Below are 24682 nucleotides of genomic sequence, written 5' to 3'. Positions count from 1 at the left end.
AGGCTTCTTTTTATCGAATTTGTCCATCTCCGTAAATAATATATTTTAGCGTTGTTAATTCCTTTAATCCCATCGGTCCACGCGCATGAAGCTTTTGTGTACTAATTCCGATTTCTGCCCCGAAACCAAACTCTTCTCCGTCCGTAAATCTCGTTGAAGCATTCACATAAACAGCGGCTGAATTAACGCGCTGTAAAAAACGCTGAGCATGAGCATAATTTGTTGTTACAATCGCTTCAGAGTGATGTGAACTATGAACATTAATATGAGAAATCGCTTCATCGATATCATCTACGATTTTAACCGCCATGATAAAATCCAAATACTCTTTTTTCCAATCCTCATCCCCTGCGGGAACAAGATCTGGAACGATTGTTACCGCACGTTCATCACCGCGTACTTCTACATCTTTCTCTCGTAGCGCTTGAACAATAATCGGCAAAAATTCATGAGCCGCTCGTTTATGGATAATCAGCTTTTCGGCTGAGTTACACACCGCTGGACGAGATGTTTTTGCATTAATAACAATATTGGCCGCCATGTCACCGTCATATTCTTCATCGACATAAATGTGGCAGTTCCCAGTTCCTGTCTCAATAACGGGAACCGTTGCATTTTTTACCACTGCTTCAATTAAACCAGCACCGCCTCGAGGAATTAATACATCGATATATTCATTTAATTTCATTAACTCCAGTGCTGTTTCTCTCGACGTATCTTCAATAAGCTGTACGCTATGCTCAGGCAACCCTGCACTTGCCGCAGCTTGAGATAATACAGAAACAATCGCTTGATTCGAATAAAACGCCTCGCTGCCTCCGCGCAAGATAACTGCATTTCCTGCTTTTAAGCATAAGCCTGCTGCATCACACGTAACGTTTGGACGCGCTTCATAAATAATTCCTATGACACCAATAGGTACACGCTGCTGCCCAATTTGTAAGCCATTTGGTCGCTTCGTCATAGACAGCACTTCTCCGACTGGATCTGCAAGCGCAGCTACTTGGCGCAGGCCGTCTGCCATTCCGTGAATCCGCTTTTCATTTAAAGATAGGCGATCTAACATCGCTTTTGACGTGCCTTTTTGAACGGCTTTTTCTACGTCTAATTTATTTGCTTTTAAAATCGCCTCTTGTTGACTCAATAGAGCAGCCGCCATTTTATAAAGTGCCTGCTGTTTTTGTTCGCTCGTTACATTTCCTAAGAAATAAGAGGCTTCTTTTGCCTGCTTTCCTTTAAGCTGCAATTCACTCATTTCATTACTCCTTCAGCTTGTTTTAAGAATAACGTTCCAATTTCTTGGCCTTCAATAATATCTCGCAAAATACTTGGTTCTTTACCATTTGCTAGGATTAAGCTCACGCCTGCACTTGTAGCTGTTTTAGCAGCGGTAAGCTTTGTGACCATTCCGCCTGTTCCAACGTCAGTTCCACTATCTCCAGCAAAATTTTCAAGTTCCGGTGTAATGCCATCTATTACTTTCATTAACTTAGAGTTAGGGTTTTTTGTGGGGTCTGAATCAAAGAAACCGTCAATGTCAGATAAAATAACGAGTAAGTCTGCGTGAATCAAAACCGAAACAATGGCAGATAAATTATCGTTATCGCCGAAGCGCACGATGTTTTCAATCTCATCGATGGCAACCGTATCGTTTTCATTCACAACAGGAATCACTTTATCTTCAATTAATTTTTCAAACGTGTTTACAACGTTATTGCGCACATGTTCATCTTCGATTACATCCTTCGTTAACAGTACTTGACCAACGATGTGGCTGTACTCACCAAAGAATTTACTATAGATATGCATAAGCTCACACTGCCCAACAGAGGCTGCTGCTTGTTTTTCTCGAATAGAAGTTGGCTTTTCTTTTAACTTTAGTTTTTTTACTCCTACTTGAACAGCACCTGATGTAACAAGCACAACTTCTTTTCCTGCATTCATTAAATCAGATAACACACGCGCTAGTTTTTCAATGCGTGCTAAGTTAATATCTCCGTTATCATAGGTCAACGTAGATGTCCCTACTTTGACTACGATACGCTTGCTATTTTGTAACTCTTGACGATGGTTCACTCTTTTCATCTCCCTAACTAAAAACACCTAAATGCGTACTAATTTTTTTAAAAATTATAGCAGAGATTATGCGAAAAGTCTTATAGTTTTTCAAAGGGAATTTGAACTTTCTAATTTTTTAAATAATTAAGGGAAAAACTGGTGATAAAAGCGCTTTCTTCTTTTATAATGAAAGTTGTAAGGGGAACACACAATTACATAACGTTGTGTAGTAGTACAAACATCAGACAACTAAGGGATAGGGGGATTTGTAATGAATGCGGTTACGATTGTTATTGGATCTATCTGTATTTTAATGATTGCGTATCGGCTATACGGAACATTCATGGCTGTTAAGGTCTTGAAACTAAACGATTCGCAAAAAACGCCAGCACATGAGTTTGAAGATGGGAAAGATTATGTGCCAACCAACCGATGGGTAACATTTGGTCATCACTTTGCAGCTATTGCAGCTGCTGGTCCGCTTGTAGGACCTATTTTAGCAGCTCAATTTGGCTATTTGCCCGGACTGCTCTGGCTTTTGATCGGAGCTGTAATCGGAGGAGCCGTTCACGATGCAGTTGTGTTATTTGCATCTATGCGCCAAAAAGGCCAGTCGCTTTCCGAAGTGGCTAAAAAAGAGCTAGGACCCGTCGCTGGTTTTTGTACAGGTTTAGCTATGCTTTTTATCATTACCATCACAATGGCCGGTTTATCTATGGTCGTGCTACACGCACTTGAGAAAAACCCTTGGGGTACATTCGCTGTTGGAATTACGATTCCGATCGCAATGGGGGTAGGTATTTATCACAAAAAAACCGGTAATTTAAAAGCGGCTTCTACCGTCGGCTTCATTTTAATTTTAATCGCCGTATTTAGCGGTCCTTATATTCAAGGAACAGCTTTAGGAGATTTTTTAACGCTAGATATTAAAACACTTTCAATTATTCTTCCCGTTTATGCATTTTTCGCAGCGGCCTTGCCCGTTTGGCTGCTTTTAGCACCTCGAGATTATTTAAGCAGCTTTATGAAAATTGGTGTCTTTATCGCGCTGATCGTAGGCGTGTTTTTCGTAAACCCAGCAATTCCATTTCCTGCAGTTACTGAATTTATTCACGGAGGCGGCCCTATTTTAGCAGGACCTGTGTGGCCGTTCATTTCCATTACGATCGCCTGCGGTGCTATTTCCGGCTTCCATGCATTTGTTGGTTCAGGAACAACTCCTAAGATGCTCGACCGTTGGAGTGACATTAAAGTTGTAGGCTTCGGCGCGATGTTAGTCGAATGCTTAGTAGGAATTATGGCGTTAATTGCCGCAACAGCTTTACATCCTGGAGACTATTTTGCAATCAACTCTACACCTGAAGTGTTTAAAACGCTCGGCATGAACGTGACAGCTCTTCCTCAGCTTAGCCAAGAGATTGGTCTAAACTTAGAAGGCCGTACAGGCGGCGCTGTTACACTGGCTGTAGGAATGACATATATCTTCACAGAAATTCCTTGGTTCAGCCACCTGTCTTCTTACTTTTTCCAATTCGTCATTATGTTTGAAGCAGTGTTTATTTTAACTGCTATCGACGCGGGTACACGCGTTTCTCGCTATTTAATTCAAGACTTTTTCGGTGAATTTTATAAGCCATTGAAGCGAGTAGACTGGCTTCCCGGTTCCATTTTTGCAAGCGCCCTAGCCTGTTTTATGTGGGGGTACTTATTGTTCTCAGGAGATATTGGCTCAGTTTGGGCGCTGTTCGGCGTATCCAATCAGTTAATGGCCTCTATTGGTTTAATTATTGGTGCAACCGTTATTCTTAGAATTGCAGATAAACGCTCCTATATGCTTACTTGCCTTATTCCACTAGCCTACCTTTACGTAACGGTTAACTACGCAGGTTATTGGATGGTTAAGAATGTCTATTTAAATGAAGCTGCGGCAGGTTACAGCATATTAAATGCGACTCTTTCAATCATCATGCTTATACTCGGTCTCATTATTATGATTGCTGCGATTCAAAAATGGACGCAGCTTTGGCGCACGCCTCAGGCTGAACTGGCAGCGAAAGCAAACTTATCACAAAATATATAAAACAAACACGCTTGCTTATATAAGCAAGCGTGTTTTTGATAGGGTAATAGCCGGTCAAAATAATTGCACACCAGGCATTTTTATTATTAAACTAAATATACTATACAGAAAATTTTTTAAATAGTTCGTACACTTCACATGTTATATACCCCTTTGACTACATCTTAAAATTAACACTTTAAATTATAATAATTATAATTTAGTATTGATTTTTTATTTAAAAATGTTATTATTATTTCTAACATAATAAAATTTAAATAAGAGGTGGTTCTAAGATGACAACAAACAAGAATAACCTAACGACTAGTTGGGGAGCTCCGGTTGGAGATAATCAAAATTCAATGACCGCTGGTTCACGCGGACCTACTTTAATTCAAGATGTTCACCTTTTAGAGAAATTAGCCCATTTTAACCGAGAGCGAGTTCCTGAACGCGTCGTACACGCAAAAGGCGCCGGTGCCCACGGCTATTTTGAAGTGACAAACGATGTTTCAGCCTATACAAAAGCAGCTTTCCTTTCTGAAGCAGGAAAACGAACACCTCTATTTGCTCGCTTTTCAACAGTAGCTGGTGAAAACGGCTCAGCAGATACCGTTCGCGACCCTCGCGGATTTGCTGTTAAATTTTATACAGAAGAAGGAAACTACGACTTAGTCGGAAATAATACACCTGTATTTTTCATCCGAGATGCGATTAAATTTCCTGACTTTATTCATACACAAAAACGCGATCCACGCACACATTTAAAAAACCCGACGGCCGTTTGGGATTTCTGGTCTTTATCTCCTGAATCTTTGCATCAAGTTTCTATTTTAATGTCTGACCGCGGTATCCCGGCAACTTTACGCCATATGCATGGATTTAGCAGCCACACATTTAAATGGGTTAATGCCGAAGGAGATGGCGTTTGGGTAAAATATCACTTCAAAACAGAGCAAGGCGTAAAAAATCTGTCTCCAGACGTAGCTGCAAAGCTAGCTGGTGAAAATCCAGATTATCATACTGAAGATTTATTTAATGCCATTGAAAAAGGCGATTTCCCTTCATGGAAGCTGTACGTTCAGATTATGCCATTAGAAGACGCTGATACGTATCGCTTTGATCCGTTTGACGTAACAAAGGTTTGGTCACAAAAAGACTACCCGTTAATTGAAGTAGGTCGCATGGTCTTGGACCGCAATCCAGAAAATTATTTTGCCGAAGTGGAGCAAGCTACATTCTCACCTGGAACGCTTGTGCCGGGAATTGACGTATCGCCTGATAAAATGCTGCAAGGCCGATTATTCGCATACAGCGATGCACATCGCTACCGCGTGGGTGCTAACCATCAAGCGCTACCGATTAACCGTCCGCGCAGCGAAGTAAATAACTATCAGCGTGACGGCCAAATGCGCTTTGACGATAACGGCGGCCGTTCTGTTTATTATGAGCCAAACAGCTTTGGCGGCCCGACAGAATCACAGGAAAACAAACAAGCAGCATACCCTGTTTCAGGCGTTGCCGATAGTGTTGCATATGATCATAACGACCATTACACACAAGCAGGTGACTTATACCGCCTTCTAAGCAAAGACGAGCGTACACGACTAGTTGCAAACATCGTTGAAGCTATGAAACCTGTAGAAAAAGAAGAGATTAAACTGCGTCAAATTCAACACTTCTACAAAGCGGATCCAGAGTATGGAACACGCATTGCAGACGGTTTAGGATTATCTGTTCCGCAGCAAGTAAAATAAATTTATCCGTTTTCTAAATGAAAAAATAAGAGTATTTTTCTCATTTTAGATTCTCATTTATTCTCAATTAGTTTAACATTTTATCACTAAATAAGTATCCATATTTTATGGATACTTATTTAAATTCTTGTAAAAAGAGGAAGGGATGAAGAAATGATTGGACAAGAAATAAGATGTAATCAGTGTGATAGAGAAATAAAAGTACTAAAACACAGTACGCTTTGCGGTTGCGGAATAAAATTACGAACGCTAAAAAAAGAGAAGCAACCAGCATAGTGAGGTTGCTTCTCTTTTTCACTAAATATGCTGTTTATATTCACTGACATTAAAGAGTAATCGTTACTTTAAATAAATCTCCGTCAATTTTAATATTCAGTTCTCCTCCGTGCAAATCAATAATTGACTTAGCAATAGCTAACCCAAGTCCCGAGCCATCGGTTTGTCTTGAAGTGTCCCCTCTTTTAAATCGTTCAAACAGCTCATCTGCCTGCTCATTTAATTCATATTTACTTACATTTTTAAATGTTAGTTTCACTTGTTCGTTTATTTCTTGAACAGAAATATAGACACGCGTTTGTTCAAGTGAATATTTCAATATATTCTCTATCAAATTGTCAAATACTCTCCATAGTTTTTGACCATCCACAGTAGCAAATATCGGCTTTTCGAGAGATTGAATACGAAATTGCAGAGTTGAATCTTCCATTGCTTCATTATATTCAGCTAAAGCCTGATGAAGAAGCTGGTTAATATCAATTTTGTCTTTATGCAATTCTACATTTCCACTTGCCATTTTTGACACTTCAAATAAATCATCAATAAGTGTCTGTAACCGTTTTGATTTACGGTCAATAATTTCAACGTAAGCATGTTCGTCCGAAGTAAGATCTTGCGACTTTAGCAACGCTGTATATGTCATAATAGAAGTCAATGGTGTTCTTAAATCGTGACTGACGTTGGTAATTAACTCTGTTTTCAAGCGTTCACTTTTAACTTGAACATGCTGAGATGTTTGAATCTGCTGCTGGATATGATTTATATTTATCGCTGCTTCAGTCAAAGCTGATTTTCCTTTGATAGGTAACAGCTCTGTCCACTCAGCTGCGGCGATTTGATCAATTGAAATAATAATTTTATTTAAATAATTAACTCGTAGCATAAGCAGTATCAAAGTAACCACTCCTACAACACTGCCTATAGCTAAGTACAGTATGGATACTTGTTCTGCAAACATAGATCCACTAGTCAATAGAGTTGCAACAGCAAACACGGCAAACACTAAAAGCAGTACTACAACCATTACATGCATGCCAATATGTCTGATAATAAAAATAGATTGAAGAAAATAAATTACTTGGTAAACACACGCTCTTTTATATTCTTCTTTTATATCATCTATTGTGCGCATACGCTGAAACAGTAGAAATACTTGAAGTGCCCATAGGGAAATAGCTATAGATATTGCTATCATATAAAAGAAGAACGTAGCAACATGCTTATATGATTCTAATAAAGAAGCAGGATAGCCGTTCAGAACTAGACTTAATGTAAAAAATGAGTATAAAAGAAAAACCATTATACAAATATCTAAAGGTATTTTTTTATAAACCTTTTGTACTGCAGTTTGTCTTGTTATTTCTTTTAAATGTACAGTTATTGTTTTTTTATAAATAAAGTAACCTATTAACAGAGCTAGTATCCCTGACAATGCATACACGAGAAACGCTACATTTTGATGATGATAATAGTTATATTCATCAAATAAAGGACTAATGAAGGTTTCTTTTTCAGGAACAGCAATTATACCCGTAAACTTCTGCTTTAAATACCAGGTTGGGATCTCTGAGTCTGCCTCACTGCTTAACGATGAATCTTTATATTCATCTGCTTGGAACACAAGCGGTGATTGAGCTGAATAAGTATGTTTATACAATATATTTTTCTGTTTTACTAATTGATTAACATCTTCTTTGCCTGCGTTTTGGATGTTCGTATATATTTTGTTTGTGTTCCTATCTTTTAAATAATACATGATGTCTTTTTTATATTGAGATAATATTTTTTGTCGATTAAAAGCTTCATCATATAGTTTCTTCATTTCGAGTTTTTTGTTTTTCATTATTTCTTCTCGAACGAATTGATCATCTTGAAACTTTTTTTGAATATTTTTAACTTCTAGATCCTGCTGCTTTACATAGACAGCTTCAACGTTTTTGCTCTTTGCCTGCTTAGCGTCTTCTATTTTTTCTTCATATTTATTTTGTACGCTTTGTATTTGTTCCGTTAAGTTTCCTTCTGCATATCGATACGACTCAATTTCTTCTTCTGTTATCGTATTTGCATGAACGGTATTCTTGTTTTTGGATGTCAATTCTAAGAGGTACAGATCATTTGTAAAACGATCTATTTCTTTTCGAAAGTCTTCTGATTTTACATAGGTACTTTTTTGTAAGTAGTTTGCTTTTACTAGATTATGCATGCTGCCAATAGAAGAAATAGTTGCTCCTAAACCAAATAAAAACAAGATAATACCTATAGCTGAAATGACGCTACTTTTCCATTTTATATCCAAGTCCCCACACAACCTTTACATATCTCGGATTTTTCGGTTCAATCTCGATTTTTTCTCTTATTTTTCGAATGTGCACCGCTACTGTATTTTCTGCGTTGTAGCCTGGTTCATTCCATACGCGTTCATAAATATCATGTATGGAAAAAACTCTCCCTGCATTTTTCATTAATAACTCTACAATTTTATACTCAATAGGAGTCAGCTTAATGAACACCCCATCAAGAGTGACGGACTTAGCCTCAATATCAAGTACAAGACCTCGAATATGGATCGTCTTTGTTTCCTCATATGTACCTAATGTTACATATCTTCTTAACTGTGATTTAACTCTCGCTATCAGTTCTAATGGATTAAAAGGTTTTGTCACATAATCATCTGCTCCTACCTGCAGACCGAGCACTTTATCTGCATCTTCGCTTTTAGCGCTCAGCATAATAATCGGGATATTTTTTTGTTCTCGGATTTTAAACGTCGTTGAAATGCCGTCTTGCCTTGGCATCATAATATCAAGAATAATTAAGTGAACTTTTTCTTTATTTAGTATCTCTATGGCTTCGATTCCATCTTTGGCCGTAAAGACTTTAATGCCTTCATTTTTCAAATAAATAGCAATGCCATTGCGGATTTCTTGCTCATCGTCTACGACTAAAACCACATATTCGTTCATTGATTTCTCACACTCCTTTCAAAAGTATATCATGGGTCATTTCGTCTATGGATTTTATTGTAAACTGCATTTCTTAAGAAAAAGGAAGGGGAAATCTTAAGATTTTCTTAAGCTTCATATGTTGAAAAAGGTTTAAAGAATAGGGATAACAGGAACGTTAAAAGAAAAAATATAATCAATTCCTCATTTGATTCTAAAGAACTATCCGTGAGCGATTATATCTTTTTATTTAAAAGGAGGATGATTTAACTTGGAACGGAATCATACAATTATGCAATTTTTCGAATGGCATGTGCCAGCTGATGGCGAGCATTGGCAACGCCTTAAAGAGCTCGCTCCTCAACTAAAAGAACAAGGAATTGATTCCGTGTGGATTCCCCCGGTTACAAAAGGTGTTTCATCAGAGGATAATGGCTACGGCGTTTATGACTTATACGATCTTGGCGAATTTGATCAAAAAGGAACCGTTCGTACAAAGTATGGAACCAAGCAAGAGCTGCATGAAGCGATTGATGCCTGTCATAATCATGGAATTAATGTCTATGTGGATATTGTAATGAACCATAAAGCTGCAGCAGATGAAAAAGAAACGTTCCACGTCATTGAAGTGGACCCCATGAACCGAACAGAAGAAATTTCTGAACCTTTTGAAATTGAAGGGTGGACAAAGTTTACATTTGAAGGGCGCGGCGATCAATATTCTTCTTTCAAATGGAACTTTAATCATTTTAACGGCACTGATTACGATGATAAAAATGGAAAAGAAGGCGTTTTTCGTATTGCCGGAGAAAACAAAAGCTGGAACGAAAATGTGGATCAAGAGTTTGGCAACTACGATTATTTAATGTTTGCGAATATTGATTACGATCATCCTGAAGTTCGAGAAGAAATGATTAAATGGGGAAAATGGTTAGCAGACACTCTGCAGTGCGACGGTTATCGATTAGACGCCATTAAACATATTAACCACGATTTTATTAAAGAGTTTGCCCACGAATTGTCCTCTTCTCAAGAAAAGCCCTTTTATTTTGTGGGAGAGTTTTGGAATCCAGAGTTAACAGCCTGTCAGGAATTCCTAGACGTGATTGATTATCAAATCGATTTGTTTGACGTATCGCTGCACTATAAACTGCATGAAGCCTCTCAGCAAGGAAGAGATTTTGATTTAACCACGATTTTTGATGATACATTAGTCAAGACTCACCCGTTGAATGTTGTCACATTTGTAGATAACCATGACTCTCAGCCAAATGAATCTTTAGAATCTTGGGTAGAAGATTGGTTCAAACAGAGTGCTTACGCTCTAATTTTACTTCGTGAAGACGGTTATCCTTGTGTGTTTTACGGAGACTATTTTGGGATAGGCGGAGAGCACCCAATTGAAGGAAAAGAAAAAGATATTTCCGCTCTCTTGCATGTACGCTATGACAAAGCATACGGCCAGCAAGACGATTATTTTGATCACCCGAATACTATTGGATGGGTAAGGCATGGTGTAGAGGAATTTGAGAAGTCTGGATGCGCTGTGGTGATGTCAAACGGTGAAGATGGCGAAAAGAGAATGTTCGTCGGCGAACACCGAAGTGGACAAACGTGGATTGACTTCACAAACAACCGAGAGGACCAAGTTGTGATTGAAGAAGATGGCTACGGACAGTTCCCTGTAAATGGCGGCTCTGTATCCGTTTGGGCTGAAGCATAAAAAAAACAGTGGCCTGCGCCACTGTTTTTTTACCATAGACCTAGCAGTTTCCACCACAAGCCGCCAATTCCAATCCAAATGATAATATGAATAATTGAAATTAAAAAGCCGAGCGACCACCATTTTTGCTGCGTTACATATCCACTACCGAAGAACACCGGGGCCGGTCCACTGCCGTAGTGAGTTAAACAGCCAAATAAATTGCTAAAGAACGCTAAAATTAATGCTGACAGTAACGGAGGCGCACCAGCGGCCACGATGACAGATAAAAATGCTGCGTACATAGCGCTGACGTGAGCCGTGTTACTTGCAAAAAAGTAGTGAGAATAAAAATACGCAATAGCTAGTACAATCAAGGCCGTCATCCAAGACATATGGCTAACAGTGCCTTTCATCAGATCACTGAACCAAGGAATCATGCCTAGATCATTTAAGAAAGTTGCCATCATAACCAAAACAGCAAACCAGACTAATGTATCCCATGCTCCCTGTTCTTTTTTGATGTCTGACCAGCTTAACACTTGCGTTAAAAGCAGCGCACATAGACCAATAAAAGCAGTTGTTGTTGCATTAATATTTAAATTAGCTCCAAAAATCCATAGCACAAGAAGAAGTAAAAATACGCCAATCATGTACCATTCTTCTTTCTTTAGCGGACCCATTTCATTTAATTTTTTTGCTGCAATTTCAGATGCTTCCGGCGTTTCTTTTAATTCTGGCGGATACAGCTTATAAATAACAAGCGGAATAACAATTAAACTAATAATTCCAGGTACGATTGCAGCCGCTGCCCAGCCAACCCATGAAATAGTCTTGCCTGTAATTTGTTCCGTCATTTTAACCGCAAGAGGATTGGCCGCCATTGCTGTTACGAACATAGCGGATGTGATCATATCTCCTTGAAACGATACTTTTGTTAAGAAAGCGCCGACTCTGCGCTCCGTACCGTCTCCAGTTCTCGATCCGTATGTTTCGGATAAAGAACGAATGATTGGAAGAATAATTCCTCCAGCTCGTGCTGTATTAGACGGCATTGCAGGTGATAAAAGCAAGTCACTTACGATAAGAGAATACGATAATCCCAACGTCTTTTTACCGAACAAACGAACGAAGATATAGGCAACCCTTGTTCCTAGACCAGTCTTAATAAAACCTCTAGAAATAAAGAATGCAATAACGATTAACCAAATCGTCGTATTTTGAAAACCGCTGAGCGATTGTTCAAGTGTTAATGTATTAGTTAATACAATAATGGTTAAAGATAAAATAGCTACACTGCCCAATGGCAATGGTTTAATGATAAGCCCTACGATAGTAGCCACAAAAATAGCGAATAAGTGCCAAGCCTTCACATCAAGTCCGGACGGAGGTGTAATAAACCATAAAACAAGTCCGATTGCCAGACAAATTAATAAAGGAATAAATTTCACTTCGCCGGCAGGCTTTTTTGTTGTTTCAGCCATAATCTTTCTCCTTTCATGTTTTTTAATAATAGTAGTATGCTCTTTCTACTTCACACCCAATACTTATCCCATTTAAAATAAAATAATTGTAAAAATACGTTTCGTAAGGATGATATTGTAAATTTGTGAAGTGTTGAGCATAATTCCTTTATTATTTTATCATACATACTGACAATATTTATCTTTTCCCTTCATTTTATTCCCTTCAAAATAGCTTGTAAGCGTTATTTCATCACAATAAATAAGCTGCATGAGTTCATCATGCAGCCTTGTATTTAGCGATTTATTTTTTGAATAAACACGACTTTGAGATAATCACCTGACTTAAATTCTTTTATTGTTTTAAAATCAGCTGGAAGAGAGAACTGCTCCATCATTTTGTAGCGTTCCCCTTTTTCATTAAAAGCTTTTTCAATAAACGAATGGAATTTTTTCATATCAAAGTTACTTGCATTCGTAGATGCTACGATGACACCATTTGGCTTTGTAAGAGCAATGGCTTCTTTTAATAAATCTTTGTAGTCTTTTGCTGCACTGAACGTATGCTTTTTCGACTTAGCAAAGCTCGGCGGATCTAGCACCACAAGATCAAACGTCATGTTCTTCTTGACCGCATATTTAAAATACTTGAAAACATCTTCTACAATAATGTCCTGTGCTTCGTGATCAATTCCATTTACACTAAATTGCTCAATTGTTTTTGCCAAGCTGCGATTGGCTAAATCAACACTTGTTGTTTTCGCAGCTCCTCCAAGAGCGGCCGCCACTGAAAATGCGCCTGTATACGAAAACATATTTAGCACGGTCTTTCCTTTTGCATATTTATCTCGAATCGTTTTACGGACGTCTCGCTGATCTAAAAAGACTCCCACCATCGCTCCGTCATTTAAGTAAACGGCAAAACGAATACTATTTTCTTTTACAATAAGAGGGAACTCACCTTTATCCCCTGCTACAAAATCATCTTCTTCAATATACTGACCTTTTACGTTAAAACGTTTTTTCTGGTACAGCCCTTTAAAATTAGGCGCAGACTTTAAGGCTTCAATGACGTATTCTTTAAATCGATAAATTCCTTCACTATACCAACTCATGACGTAATATCCGTCATAATAATCAATAATTAAGCCGCCGATTCCGTCACCTTCACTATTAAATACGCGAAAAGCAGTTGTGTCTTCAGACGCATAAAAATCATGACGTGATGAAATAGCTTGCTGAATTTTTCTAGCAAAAAACGCCGCGTCAATTTGCTCATTTTTCTTTTTCGAAAGAATCCATCCGTAGCCTTTGTTTTGTTTTCCATAATAGCCTTTGGCTAAAAATTGATTCTTGGGAGTGACTAAGTTAATAATAACGCCTTCTTCTTGCAGTTTATGACCATCAACAAGCGCATCTTTTTCAATGAGTGGATAACCCTTGTTCACTTTTTTAATAAAAGCTTCTTTGGCTATAACTTGTACTTCTTTTCTCATGTGTACACCCTATCTATTTAATTTATTTCATTCTAGTTCTATCCATTTTACAACAATAATCTACATTTATCTTAACATAGATAAACAGCCCCGTTTCTAGTTATAAATAGAAAAGCAGAAGATGCCTTGAAGCACCCTCTGCTTGATATGAATGAAAAATGAAATGTATGTTTGATGTTTTAAGATAAAAAATTATGAGCACTCTTGTCCCGTATAAGCATCGAATTGAGTAACGTTTTTTTCTGCTAAAATACCTTTCACTTTTGCTGTACGAGCCAAAGCGCTTTTTGTCGCCTTTAGCTATGTGTTTATTGTAAGAGCGGAACATGAATTCACTGTGAAGCCCAGCTGAATGCTATCTGAACAAATTCTGAAAGATAGCTGAATAACTTCTAGTTAAACTTGTCATATAAATGTTCAACGTTCTTAACAACAGCTCAACAAATCCAGCGCTTCTCTTTATATTTCCTCAACAATCAAATGATTTAATAAGTGTATGAATACGATTTGGAGGTTATCAACCATGAAAAAACGAGTATCTCTTGGACTATCTCTCACTCTCTTAGCTTCTAGCGCGGCTTCTGCTTTTGCAGCAGAGCATCATCCAGTTCAACATCCAAAACAAATCAAAAACGTCGAGTTTCAGCCAATGAAAGCACCTACTACGATTGAAAATATGATTAAAACGTATACAGAGGCATCTGTAAAAGTAACGTATAAAGATGGAAGCGTTGAAGAAACGCCGCTTAACTATAACCAGCTCTTTCTTTCAAAAGATAAAATTGTCGATAATAAAGGAGAATTAATCGCCGCAGGTACACCGATCGATGCAAACGGGGATCCGATTATTGACCGAAGTGTTCCTGATAAGCCATCACCGTACGTATCAGATGCACCGGATTCAAACAGCTTTATCACCATCAACGGTAAGTCTTATATTATTTCACATTATGAATATGAATCTGTTAATAATGCTGGAAAAGAGATTTCCGGTCTTCCTGCTTCAATGACGCTTACACAAGTTGACCGAGATGATAAAACAGGAAAACTAACCGTCAACCATGCTAAAAAAATTGATTTTTCTAATGTAGATGGTTTGTGGACGCCGTGTAATGGCTCTACAACGGATTGGGGTACTCACCTTGGGTCAGAAGAATACGAGCCTGATGCACGTGCTTTTGAAGATCCTTCATCCAGCTCTTATAAAGACGTCACGAACTTCGCTAAGCTTTATTTCGGCGACACGTCAAAAGCAAATCCTTACTACTACGGCTGGATTCCAGAAATTTCAGTGGATGAAAGCGGCAATGCATCCGTCGTAAAACATTACAGCACAGGCCGTTTTTCACACGAAATGATGCAGGTACTTCCAGATAACAAAACCGCTCTTTTTGGAGACGATGGGTCTAATACCATGATGTTTATGTATGTAGCCGATAAGGAGAAAGACTTCTCAGCAGGAACTCTTTATGCGGCAAAGTTTAAACAAACGAGCACAGAAAATGGAGGTAAAGGCGACCTTCAGTGGATTAAGCTTGGCCATGCAACAGACAATGAAGTGAAAACAATAATCGACAAAGAAACAAAATTTAGTGATATTTTTGAAACAGCTGACCAGCCTACAAAAGGATTTACAGCTGTGAAAACCGCTGCAAGTAAAAAAGTTGAATATTTAAAAGTAAAGCCTGGCATGGAAAAAGCAGCTGCCTTTTTAGAATCACGCCGATACGGTGCAATTTTAGGTGCAACATCTGAATTCAACAAGATGGAAGGACTAACGGTTAACAAAAAAGACAAAAAAGCGTACATGGCTATTTCTTACCAAAATAGTGCCATGCTAAAAGAATCTGGTGCTGTACAAGATGATATCCAGCTTCCAAAATTAGAGTCTGGTGTGACCTACCAGCTGAACTTAGGATCGCATCAAAAAGACCAAGCAAACGGCAAGATTAACAGTCGCTACGTTCCCGCAAGCATGGAAGGGCTACTGATTGGACAAGACCTAGAAAAAGCAGATGCATACGGTAATACAGCCGACCCAAATAAAATTGCCAACCCTGATAACCTTACGTATTCAAATGACTTAAATACACTGTTTATCGGAGAAGACAGCTCACTGCATACAAACAACTTCGTATGGGCTTATAATGTAAAAACTAAAAAATTATCACGCATCCTTTCAGTTCCAGTGGGAGCAGAAGCAACAGGACTTCGTGCAGTAGAAAACATTAAAAACTCTCGCTACGTATTAAGCAACTATCAGCACCCGGGCGAGGACATCAGCGACAAAAATATTACCGCTGTTGATAAAGAAGAGCTAGCTAATGCAATGAAAGAAAGCATTGGCATTCAAGAAACAGGTGGTGTAGGATACATTTCTGGACTGCCTTCTAAGGACGGCGCACCTTACAAAAAGCATTAATACGTAATGAAGCCACGTCTGTTGTGCAATGACAGACGTGGTTTTTTATATAGTCGAAGTTATTTATAAAATCGTTTATCGTAATCATAATTATGGTGAATACTTTATAATACCCTTGGAGAAAGTGCCTACACACAAACCAAATGCTTTAGGATATTTATTCGCAGATATCCGTTACATGCCTTCAGGCTCCCTTTTAATTGCTTACACTCCACTAATATTAGATATAAAATTTGTTTCAATAGGTATTTCCAGCAAAACAAAACCACTCGTTCCCTTGCACTTTTCGTTCCATACCATTAAAGTATATATTGGTTGAAGTTTATACTGACATTCAACCTGATAAAAGAAATTACACTTTTTAATTTTGGGAATATGTTTTCCCTAAAAGAAAGGGTTTAGATATAAGATGAAAGATAATTTTTGGCATGAGTTGCCGCGTCCGTTTTTTATTTTGGCACCGATGGAAGCTGTGACGGATGTCGTTTTTCGCCATGTCGTGACCGAAGCAGCACGACCTGACGTATTTTTTACAGAGTTTACAAATACGGAAAGCTACTGCCATCCGAAAGGAAAAGATAGCGTAAAAGGACGTTTGACGTTTACAGATGATGAACAGCCAATCGTTGCGCACATTTGGGGAGACAAGCCTGAATACTTCCGTCAAATGAGTATCGGCATGGCCGAAATGGGCTTTCGCGGCATTGATATTAATATGGGCTGTCCTGTACAGAATGTTGCAGGAAACGGAAAAGGTTCTGGTCTGATTCGCCGTCCAGATACTGCGGCTGAGATTATCCAGGCAGCTAAAGCTGGAGGACTTCCAGTAAGCGTAAAGACTCGTCTTGGCTATACGCAAGTTGATGAGTGGTACGACTGGCTGAAGCACATTTTAGAGCAGGATATCGTGAACCTTTCTATTCACCTTCGTACAAAAAAAGAAATGAGCGATGTTGACGCGCACTGGGAGTTAATTCCGGAGATCAAGAAGCTTCGTGACGAAATTGCGCCTCATACGCTACTAACAATTAACGGTGATATTCCTGACCGCCAGAAAGGTCTTGAACTTGCGGAGAAGTACGGCATTGATGGAATCATGATTGGACGCGGAATTTTCCATAATCCCTTTGCGTTTGAAAAAGAAAAGAAAGAGCACACAAGCGAAGAGCTATTAGAACTTCTTCGCCTGCAGCTAGATCTTCATGATAAGTATTCTGAAGAATTAGAGCCGCGCCCTTTCAAACCGCTTCGACGCTTTTTCAAAATTTACGTTCGCGGATTCCGCGGTGCAAGTGAATTAAGAAATCTACTCATGAGCACGGAAACAACTGACGAAGTGCGTGCGTTGCTTGATGAGTTTAAAGACAGAGCTGGAGTGAAAGAAGACGAAGGTTTTTCTGTTTCTTAAATAAGATCTCGTTTGCTTAAACTCAATTGTTCTAACATTTTATCGGAGAGAAGAACCTCTTGTTCTTTTTTATAGACGTATGCTATTTATCCACATATGATAAAAGCTGAGGCAGAAGGTTTTACATTTCCTTCTGCCTCAGCTTTTAATGAAAAAATATCCACACGATCTATTTATGATAAGGTTCATTTCGAATAATACGAAAAGCTCGGTAAATCTGTTCTACTAATACTAGGCGCATAAGCTGATGAGGAAACGTCATCTTTGAAAAAGAAAGGGCTGCGTTTGAGCGTTTCATTACTTCGCTGCTTAAACCAAGCGACCCGCCAATGACAAACGCTATTTTGCTTTTTCCGTAGGTAGCTAATGAATCAATTTCTTTTGCGAGTTCCTCGGAAGACTTTTGTTTTCCGTTAATAGCTAATGCGATCACATAAGTATCGTCTGAGATTTTCGCTAAGATGCGCTCTCCTTCTTTTTGTTTTACCTGTTCCATTTCAGATTCACTTAAGTTTTCTGGCGCTTTTTCATCTGCAAGTTCAATAATTTCCACTTTTGCATAGCTTGATAAACGCTTTAAATATTCTTGAATACCTTGTTTTAAGTATTTTTCTTTTAGCTTTCCAATGGTTATAATAGAGATATTCACAGGCTATTCTCCTCTCCTTTATCTCTTATCCACAGATATTATCCACATATCCACATGTTATATCCACATTTTGTATAAGAATATTAGTTCCCTACTACATATACAGCTTCATTTTCACAATATTCACAGCTTTTTTTGTCAGTGGAATTTTCTATTTTTTCAAAAACCGGCGCTAGCTCAATCTCATCTACCATTACATCCAGCGCTAGTTCTGTATGTTCTAAACAGCAATATATCTTCATGTATTTATCTTCCTTTCTCTATTCTTTTCATTAAAAAACCACAGGAGTTTATCCCCTGTGGATAACTTTATTTTACTTCATTTGACGCGTTAATTTTACTTCTGTGGATTTCTTTTTGCCATCGCGATAGAACGTTACGTTCATTTTATCGCCAATTTCTTTTTCAATGTAGAGGTGTTTGCGAAGTGTCGCAATGTCCCTTACTTTGCTGTGATCTAACTCAACAATCACATCATATTCCTTTAATCCGGCTTTAGCGGCTGGCGAACCTGGCTCAACTTTTAGAACAGCGACTCCGTTTACTACATCATGCGGTAACTTAAGGGTTTCTTTTAAATGATACCCTGATACCTCACTTAATGATAGTGTACTAACTCCAAGATACGGACGTCTGACTTCACCATATCGTTCTAAGTCATTAATAATGGGCCTAGCCATGTTGATTGGAATCGCAAGACCAATGCCTTCTACTGCTTCTTGAGCAATTTTCATGGAATTAATACCGATTAATTCACCATCAATATTAACAAGAGCACCCCCGCTATTACCAGGGTTAATGGCGGCATCTGTTTGAATAACTTCTGATTGCCAATCAGGATTTCCATCGCCATTCAAATCTTGAGGAATGACACGGTTAACCCCTGAGACCACTCCTTGTGTAACGGAGCCAGAAAATTGAAGGCCTAGCGGGTTTCCGATTGCAATCACTGGTTCACCAGCTTTAAGCTTATCAGAATTTCCGAAGGTAGCCACTTTTGTCACGTGGCCTGCGTCAATTTCAAGAACTGCTAAGTCCATTAAATCATCGCTGCCAAGAATTTTAGCCGATACCCTTGTACCGTTACTGAAGCTCACTTCAATTTCGTTAGCGCCTTTAATGACATGATAGTTTGTCACAATATAAGCTTTGTTGCCTTGCTTTTTGTAAATAACACCTGAGCCCGTCCCGGCATCAGTTCGTTCATCATTCCAAAAGCTTTCAGAGTTCTGGATGTTTACAACTCCTACAACTGCTGCATTGGCTTCAGAAACAGCTTTTGTGACGGCCGTGGTGACGTCAAGAGATACTGATTTTTGAATGGTAGACCCTGTTTGTTCATCTCCATTTTCATCATCCATCCATCCGTATGGCAAAATCCCGTTCCTCACCAAGGCTGGCATAAGAAGCAGTACAATAAGTGCACCTATAATAGCTCCAATCAGAGCAGAAGCGAAATATCCTCTGCGGCGTTTAGGCGGCCGACTATTTGGCTCTTGGCCTTCATCATAATGTTCCACACTATCACCGAACCCTTCATTTATCATCATGAATGTCTGCATTCACGTACTAAATGAAGTTATTTTTCGCTTCCTTTCGAGAGACTATACATAAACAATATCAGTTGGTCTTTTTGGATCTGTATCACATAGAAGAATATTGTCCTCTACACTGATGTCTTTCTGTTGTAACACTTGCGCAACAGACATGCGGGCAATTTCCTTCATGTTATTGTCTTGACTCAAATGCGCTAAGTAAATGCGTTTAGTTTGATCTCCAATCACATCTGCCATTGCAAGCGCCGCGTCTTCATTTGATACATGTCCCACGTCGCTTAGAATTCGTCTTTTAATGCTCCAAGGGTAGCGCCCCATTCTCAGCATTTCGACATCATGATTGCTTTCAAATACGTACATATCGCTATTTTTAATCGTACCTTTCATGCGGTCACTTACATAGCCGGTATCCGTAATAAGGGTTAATTTTTTAGACCCTTGATGAAAGACATAAAACATAGGCTCTGCAGCATCATGCGAAACGCCAAAAGACTCCACTTCCAATTGACCAAACGATTTCGTTTGGCCAATTTCAAAGTGAAACTTCTGTTCCGTATCAATGTTGCCGATCAAGCCATCCATTGCGTTCCACGTTTTTTCATTTGCGAAAATAGGGAGCTTATATTTACGTGCCAGAACACCTAGTCCTTTAATATGGTCACTATGTTCGTGAGTCACTAAAATTCCTGATAAATCCGGGATATTGCGATTTACTTGTTGAAATAGAGCTTCCATTTGTTTTCCGCTCAGCCCTGCATCAACTAGTAAGGAATGTTCTCCATCACTTACTAAAATCGCATTTCCTGTGCTCCCACTCGCTAGCACGCTGAAATGCAGGCTCATTTATCTCACTCCAAATACTTATTTATTTCCTTTTTTAATAATCTGCCCTTCAAAGGCATTTACAAAATAACTCGTATCTCCATTTACAATAACATGCCAAGTTGGTGCTAAAACTTGAGAATTTAGTAGCGGCAGATCAAACGTATAGTACCCAAACTCTACTTTTGTTACAGAATCTTTCTTTTTCAATTCACCCTTCAAAAACAAATTTTCCAATGCTTTTAAAGGCGTTAAAACATCCTGCTCATCATCTAACGTTTTTACAGAACCTAGCATCGTTTGTTCATAAGAAATAATTTCACCTTTATCATTTAAATGAGCAACAATCATGCCATTTTCATTATCAAAGATTTTATGCTTCTTATATTTTTGAAAGAATGTAACTGTTTTTTTCTCTTTGTTAACATTCCATAGCTCATAATCCTTACCTGAGATCACATACCGTTTTAGAAATTGACTTAGCTTTGCTTCGGGACTTTTTTCAGGTACTGAAAAAGGTTTGTCTAATACGCTTCGAATTGTTTTTTCCTCAAGCAGCGTTGCTTTTTGTTCTTTTAACTTTTTTAAATCTTCATCTTTAAACAGTTTGCTTTTGGCATTTAACGACGAAGCTTCCTTCACATCTGTAGATAAATGTTTATATTCAATGCCTTCACTCGTCAATTGTTCTTCAACGCTCGACTCTACAAATAGAGAGTACTGATCTTCTTGATGAGTTTTAAAAATCTGATAGCCTAAGTAAATATTAAGAATCAAGAAAGTGAAAATAAAGATGGTTTTTGTTCTATTCCAATCCATCGTTATCGCCTCCTTCGGTCGGCGGTGCAATTCGATACCACTTGCTATTATAATAATAGAACCAAGAAGGAACGAGTTTGACAGAATTAGAATTAAACTCAACCGTCTTTTCACCGGTTTTCGGCTGCTGTGACACTTCTTCTAGCTGATAGCCTATTGAAATATCTTTTAACAGATTCGGGTCAAAGTTTTGGTGTTTTTCAATTAATTGAATCACCTTTTGAGATGACTGCAGCTTTTCTACACTCGAATCCTGTACTCTCACAAAACGATAAAGAGGACGACGGTAATTTAAAATCTCCGCATTTCCCCATCTCTGATATATTTCAGTCATTCCCTGATTGCTGTACACTGGATAGTTATCTTTATAATAACGGTAGCTAATTTCTTTTGTAATACGATTCCAGCTGTTGAACCTGTAATTAGATTCCGTCCAGCCGCCGTGGTCATTAACGAAGCTAAAGCTGCGATTTATTAAATTATAATCTTCCATTACTTCGGTCGTGGAATTTACAAGATTCACATATTCCATCACATCTGTCTTCGTATTAACATTAATCACCTTTGTACCTTCGGTGTAGACATCTCGGTTTGTAGACGTTTCTTTCCGTGCATAGTCTGGGTTGTTAAAAAGCGCTTCTTTATATTTTTCAATATCTAAATGCCTCATGCTCGTATAGTAGACTTCACTATTCATCGTGATATTATTTTCCGGAAGGAAAATATACCGATTTTTGTTTTCTTTATATACAAAGCTCGGGGCATACGTACGTTTCATTTTATCTTCTAATTCTTTGATATCATCTTTGGCCAAATTCTTGACTGTAACCGAATAAATCTTTTTTTGCTCATAATTCACAAGATACACGCTCACGAAAAAGGAAGGTGTACGCTTAATTTTAATGAGTACACGGTCAAATGTTTGATTAGGCAAAGACGTTTGAGAAAATGAAAAAAGCTGTTGAAACGTTTTCAAAGGTAGCGCGTCTGGATACAACACTTCAATAGAATTACTTCCATGGACATAATTTAAAAATCCATCAGGAGAAATAGCATCCGAAACGTCCGTCACATTCGAAAATTTCCACTTTTTCATTTCATTTACCCATTTGTTTACATCATCTTCGTCGTGAGACATGTAGTGATTGTCGTTTCGATGATAGAGAACTTCTGTTGGAAGAATATGATCTTCTATTTTACTTTTTGAACTCACTTCAACTTCCTGCAAATGTTGATTTTTTGAAATGACCTTATAAGAAGGCTGATACGTCCATATATGATACGTCATAATTAAACTGGAAGCGACGAGAACAACTAAGATGGCCGTTTTGATATGTTCATATCTCATTCCCATTCGTCATCATTCTCACTTTCAATCGGAAGAGTAAAGTAAATCGTTGTTCCTTTTCCTTCCTGACTATCTGCCCAAATGCGTCCATCATGTGCTTCAATAATTTCCTTGGCAATAGCAAGCCCTAATCCTGTTCCGCCTAATTTACGCGTTCGTGCTTTATCTACACGATAGAAGCGTTCGAAAATTTTAGCTAAATTTGATTTTGGAATTCCCATACCTTGGTCTTTAATGCTCACAACAATTTCATGCGTATGCTGAGCAATTGAAAACGTAATGGTTCCGCCTTCAGGTGAATATTTTATTGCATTGGAAATAATGTTATCTAATACTTGTGTAATTTTATCTTGATCGATAGCGACATAGATTGCTTCATTTGGCAAGTCGCGCACGAACGAAATACCTTGTTCAATTGTCATTTCAAAGCGATCAATGATGTAATGATAGAACTTCACAAAATTGATTGGGTCACGACTAAATCGGTAGTCTTGACTATCTAGCTTAGATAATTGAAGCAAGTCGTTAACGAGACGAATCATTCGTTCTGTTTCCGTTTGCGTTACATTTAAAAATGTTGGAGCTAAGTCCTTATCTTGCCATGCTCCTTCTGCAAGCGCATCTAAATAACTGCGCATCGTTGTTAACGGCGTACGCAATTCATGTGAAACATTCGCTACAAATTCTCGGCGATCTTGATCAATTTTCTCCTGCTCTGTAATATCATGCAAGACAATGATAATCCCGTTAATAAAACCGGTCTCTTTTTGAATAGCGGAAATGGTAGCTCTTAAAATAAAGGGATCCGATTTTGTACTAAAGTCTAAAATTAATGACTCTTGATTAGCAAGCAAGCTTTCAAACGTATGCGTTTCTTCAAGATCTAATAGAGAAACAACTGGGTCAGACAAAACCGTTTCACGTGAAACATTTAGCATAGCTGCAGCTGGATCATTAATTAAAATTACTCTTCCTTTTCGATCCGTCGCAATAACGCCGTCCGTCATATGAGCTAATACCGAGCTAAGCTTACGGCGCTCCCCTTCTGTAGTTGCCTGTGCTTCTTGAAGCTTTCTTGTTAAGTTGTTGAATGTGAGAGCTAGCTGACCAATCTCATCATACCCGTATACTTTAGCTTTTCTCGTAAAATTCCCTTTGGCCATCTCAAGTGCTTGTTTTCTCATTTCAGACATTGGACGAGTAATCGTCTGAGCTAAAAACACGCCTAAAATAGCTGTAATAAAAAGAGCAATCACCGTACCTGCCTTAAAGATCTGATTGATATTACTCATTTGATCGTAAACAGGCTCCATGGAAGCTGTTAAGTAAATAGCACCTAAGATTTCTTCGCTAGACTGAACTTTTCCATTTTTATTAGTTGAATTTGATTGACTGGCACCTACTTTATCCTGTAAACGAATAGGCTGTATCATAACTCTAATTCGCTGTCCGCTTTGATCAACAAATACATTATCAGAGTTCGTTCCTGCTAACAACGCATTTGTAATCGCTAAATCATTAGTCTTTTTACCTATGATCTGTTGAGGATTTGAGTTCGATGTAGCAATGATTCTTCTATTTTGGTCAATGACTCTTACTTCAGAGATGTCATTCATATCATTTGAAGCTAAATTGGGTCTTGAAGCAAAATCTCGTAAAATAGTCTTTAAGTCTTCCTCAAGAGTGGGTGAATCATCATCACGATTTTTCACCATTTCTTGTCCAATGTTATACGTCAGCAAGTCTGTCCGCTCTTGAAGAGACGTTCGAAAGTTGTTAACTAATTCTTTTTCTAATTGTCGTGCAAAATAGACCCCAATAATTTGCATCGCAATTAAAATAAGCAGCACATAAATCAATACAAACTTTAAATGAATAGATTGCAGGAGCCTTACTTTCTTCATC

At 38.3% G+C, this 24682-nt stretch carries 18 protein-coding genes; 5 read left to right on the top strand and 13 right to left on the bottom strand.

The features are described from left to right. Positions 1-10: 10 nt before the first annotated feature. Positions 11-1255 carry a glutamate-5-semialdehyde dehydrogenase gene (locus tag AC3WJG_RS15955; protein WP_102813665.1) on the bottom strand — a complete coding sequence of 415 codons (1245 nt, stop codon included), beginning with the start codon at positions 1253-1255 and terminating at the stop codon, positions 11-13. After that, positions 1252-2085, bottom strand: coding sequence for a glutamate 5-kinase (proB, locus tag AC3WJG_RS15950; RefSeq protein WP_258006097.1), 834 nt, complete (start codon positions 2083-2085; stop codon positions 1252-1254). Before proB ends, AC3WJG_RS15955 begins: the two co-directional genes overlap by 4 nt. 244 nt (positions 2086-2329) lie before the next feature. Between proB and cstA the strand changes: the two genes are divergently transcribed. Further along, the gene (gene cstA / locus AC3WJG_RS15945; RefSeq protein WP_043977578.1) at positions 2330-4138 is read left to right on the top strand and encodes a carbon starvation protein CstA; all 1809 of its coding nucleotides are present in this window, start codon (positions 2330-2332) and stop codon (positions 4136-4138) included. 275 nt (positions 4139-4413) lie between these two features. Then, entirely contained in the window at positions 4414-5874 is a 1461-nt protein-coding gene (gene katA, locus AC3WJG_RS15940) for a catalase KatA (protein ID WP_337051056.1), read from the top strand. 325 nt (positions 5875-6199) lie between these two features. Here the strand turns inward: katA and AC3WJG_RS15935 are convergent, their stop codons facing one another. Together AC3WJG_RS15935 and AC3WJG_RS15930 are read right to left on the bottom strand one after the other, a co-directional pair. Next, on the bottom strand, positions 6200-8446 hold the full coding sequence (locus tag AC3WJG_RS15935) for a sensor histidine kinase (RefSeq protein ID WP_337134423.1): 2247 nt from the start codon (positions 8444-8446) through the stop codon (positions 6200-6202). Beyond that, complete coding sequence (locus AC3WJG_RS15930; RefSeq protein ID WP_028409744.1) at positions 8424-9113, bottom strand: response regulator transcription factor; 690 nt, start codon at positions 9111-9113, stop codon at positions 8424-8426. Before AC3WJG_RS15930 ends, AC3WJG_RS15935 begins: the two co-directional genes overlap by 23 nt. Positions 9114-9363: 250 nt before the next feature. On the opposite strand from AC3WJG_RS15930, the gene AC3WJG_RS15925 reads away from it, so the two are divergent. Continuing rightward, complete coding sequence (locus AC3WJG_RS15925; RefSeq protein ID WP_014457695.1) at positions 9364-10815, top strand: alpha-amylase; 1452 nt, start codon at positions 9364-9366, stop codon at positions 10813-10815. A gap of 29 nt (positions 10816-10844) precedes the next feature. Here the strand turns inward: AC3WJG_RS15925 and AC3WJG_RS15920 are convergent, their stop codons facing one another. Together AC3WJG_RS15920 and AC3WJG_RS15915 are read right to left on the bottom strand one after the other, a co-directional pair. Next, the gene (locus tag AC3WJG_RS15920; protein ID WP_028411930.1) at positions 10845-12278 is read right to left on the bottom strand and encodes an anion permease; all 1434 of its coding nucleotides are present in this window, start codon (positions 12276-12278) and stop codon (positions 10845-10847) included. Between the two features lie 275 nt (positions 12279-12553). Beyond that, the gene (locus AC3WJG_RS15915; protein ID WP_337134422.1) at positions 12554-13753 is read right to left on the bottom strand and encodes a class I SAM-dependent rRNA methyltransferase; all 1200 of its coding nucleotides are present in this window, start codon (positions 13751-13753) and stop codon (positions 12554-12556) included. Between the two features lie 523 nt (positions 13754-14276). Between AC3WJG_RS15915 and AC3WJG_RS15910 the strand changes: the two genes are divergently transcribed. Beyond that, positions 14277-16175, top strand: coding sequence for a PhoX family protein (locus AC3WJG_RS15910; protein ID WP_060745909.1), 1899 nt, complete (start codon positions 14277-14279; stop codon positions 16173-16175). Positions 16176-16584: 409 nt separating this feature from the next. Further along, a complete protein-coding gene (locus tag AC3WJG_RS15905; protein WP_028409752.1) occupies positions 16585-17583 on the top strand; it encodes a tRNA dihydrouridine synthase in 999 nt (332 codons plus the stop codon). Between the two features lie 169 nt (positions 17584-17752). Here the strand turns inward: AC3WJG_RS15905 and rlmH are convergent, their stop codons facing one another. From rlmH to walK, 7 genes are all read right to left on the bottom strand, one after another. Next, on the bottom strand, positions 17753-18232 hold the full coding sequence (gene rlmH, locus AC3WJG_RS15900) for a 23S rRNA (pseudouridine(1915)-N(3))-methyltransferase RlmH (protein WP_016765982.1): 480 nt from the start codon (positions 18230-18232) through the stop codon (positions 17753-17755). Positions 18233-18315: 83 nt separating this feature from the next. Continuing rightward, positions 18316-18474, bottom strand: coding sequence for a CxxH/CxxC protein (locus AC3WJG_RS15895; protein WP_063611556.1), 159 nt, complete (start codon positions 18472-18474; stop codon positions 18316-18318). A gap of 72 nt (positions 18475-18546) precedes the next feature. Further along, positions 18547-19779, bottom strand: coding sequence for a S1C family serine protease (locus AC3WJG_RS15890; RefSeq protein WP_035335787.1), 1233 nt, complete (start codon positions 19777-19779; stop codon positions 18547-18549). Positions 19780-19836: 57 nt separating this feature from the next. Next, positions 19837-20631 (bottom strand): MBL fold metallo-hydrolase, encoded by a 795-nt coding sequence (locus AC3WJG_RS15885; protein ID WP_028409754.1) that lies wholly within the window; start codon positions 20629-20631, stop codon positions 19837-19839. A gap of 18 nt (positions 20632-20649) precedes the next feature. After that, positions 20650-21429 carry a two-component system regulatory protein YycI gene (locus AC3WJG_RS15880; protein ID WP_060745910.1) on the bottom strand — a complete coding sequence of 260 codons (780 nt, stop codon included), beginning with the start codon at positions 21427-21429 and terminating at the stop codon, positions 20650-20652. After that, positions 21416-22783 (bottom strand): YycH family regulatory protein, encoded by a 1368-nt coding sequence (locus AC3WJG_RS15875; protein WP_028409756.1) that lies wholly within the window; start codon positions 22781-22783, stop codon positions 21416-21418. Before AC3WJG_RS15875 ends, AC3WJG_RS15880 begins: the two co-directional genes overlap by 14 nt. After that, on the bottom strand, positions 22774-24681 hold the full coding sequence (walK, locus tag AC3WJG_RS15870; protein WP_013059906.1) for a cell wall metabolism sensor histidine kinase WalK: 1908 nt from the start codon (positions 24679-24681) through the stop codon (positions 22774-22776). Before walK ends, AC3WJG_RS15875 begins: the two co-directional genes overlap by 10 nt. Position 24682: the final 1 nt, after the last annotated feature.

Source organism: Priestia sp. FW507-14D1A (assembly GCF_058781295.1).
The sequence above is the reverse complement of the archived record's forward strand: the minus strand, read 5'-3'. Positions and strand labels throughout refer to the sequence as shown.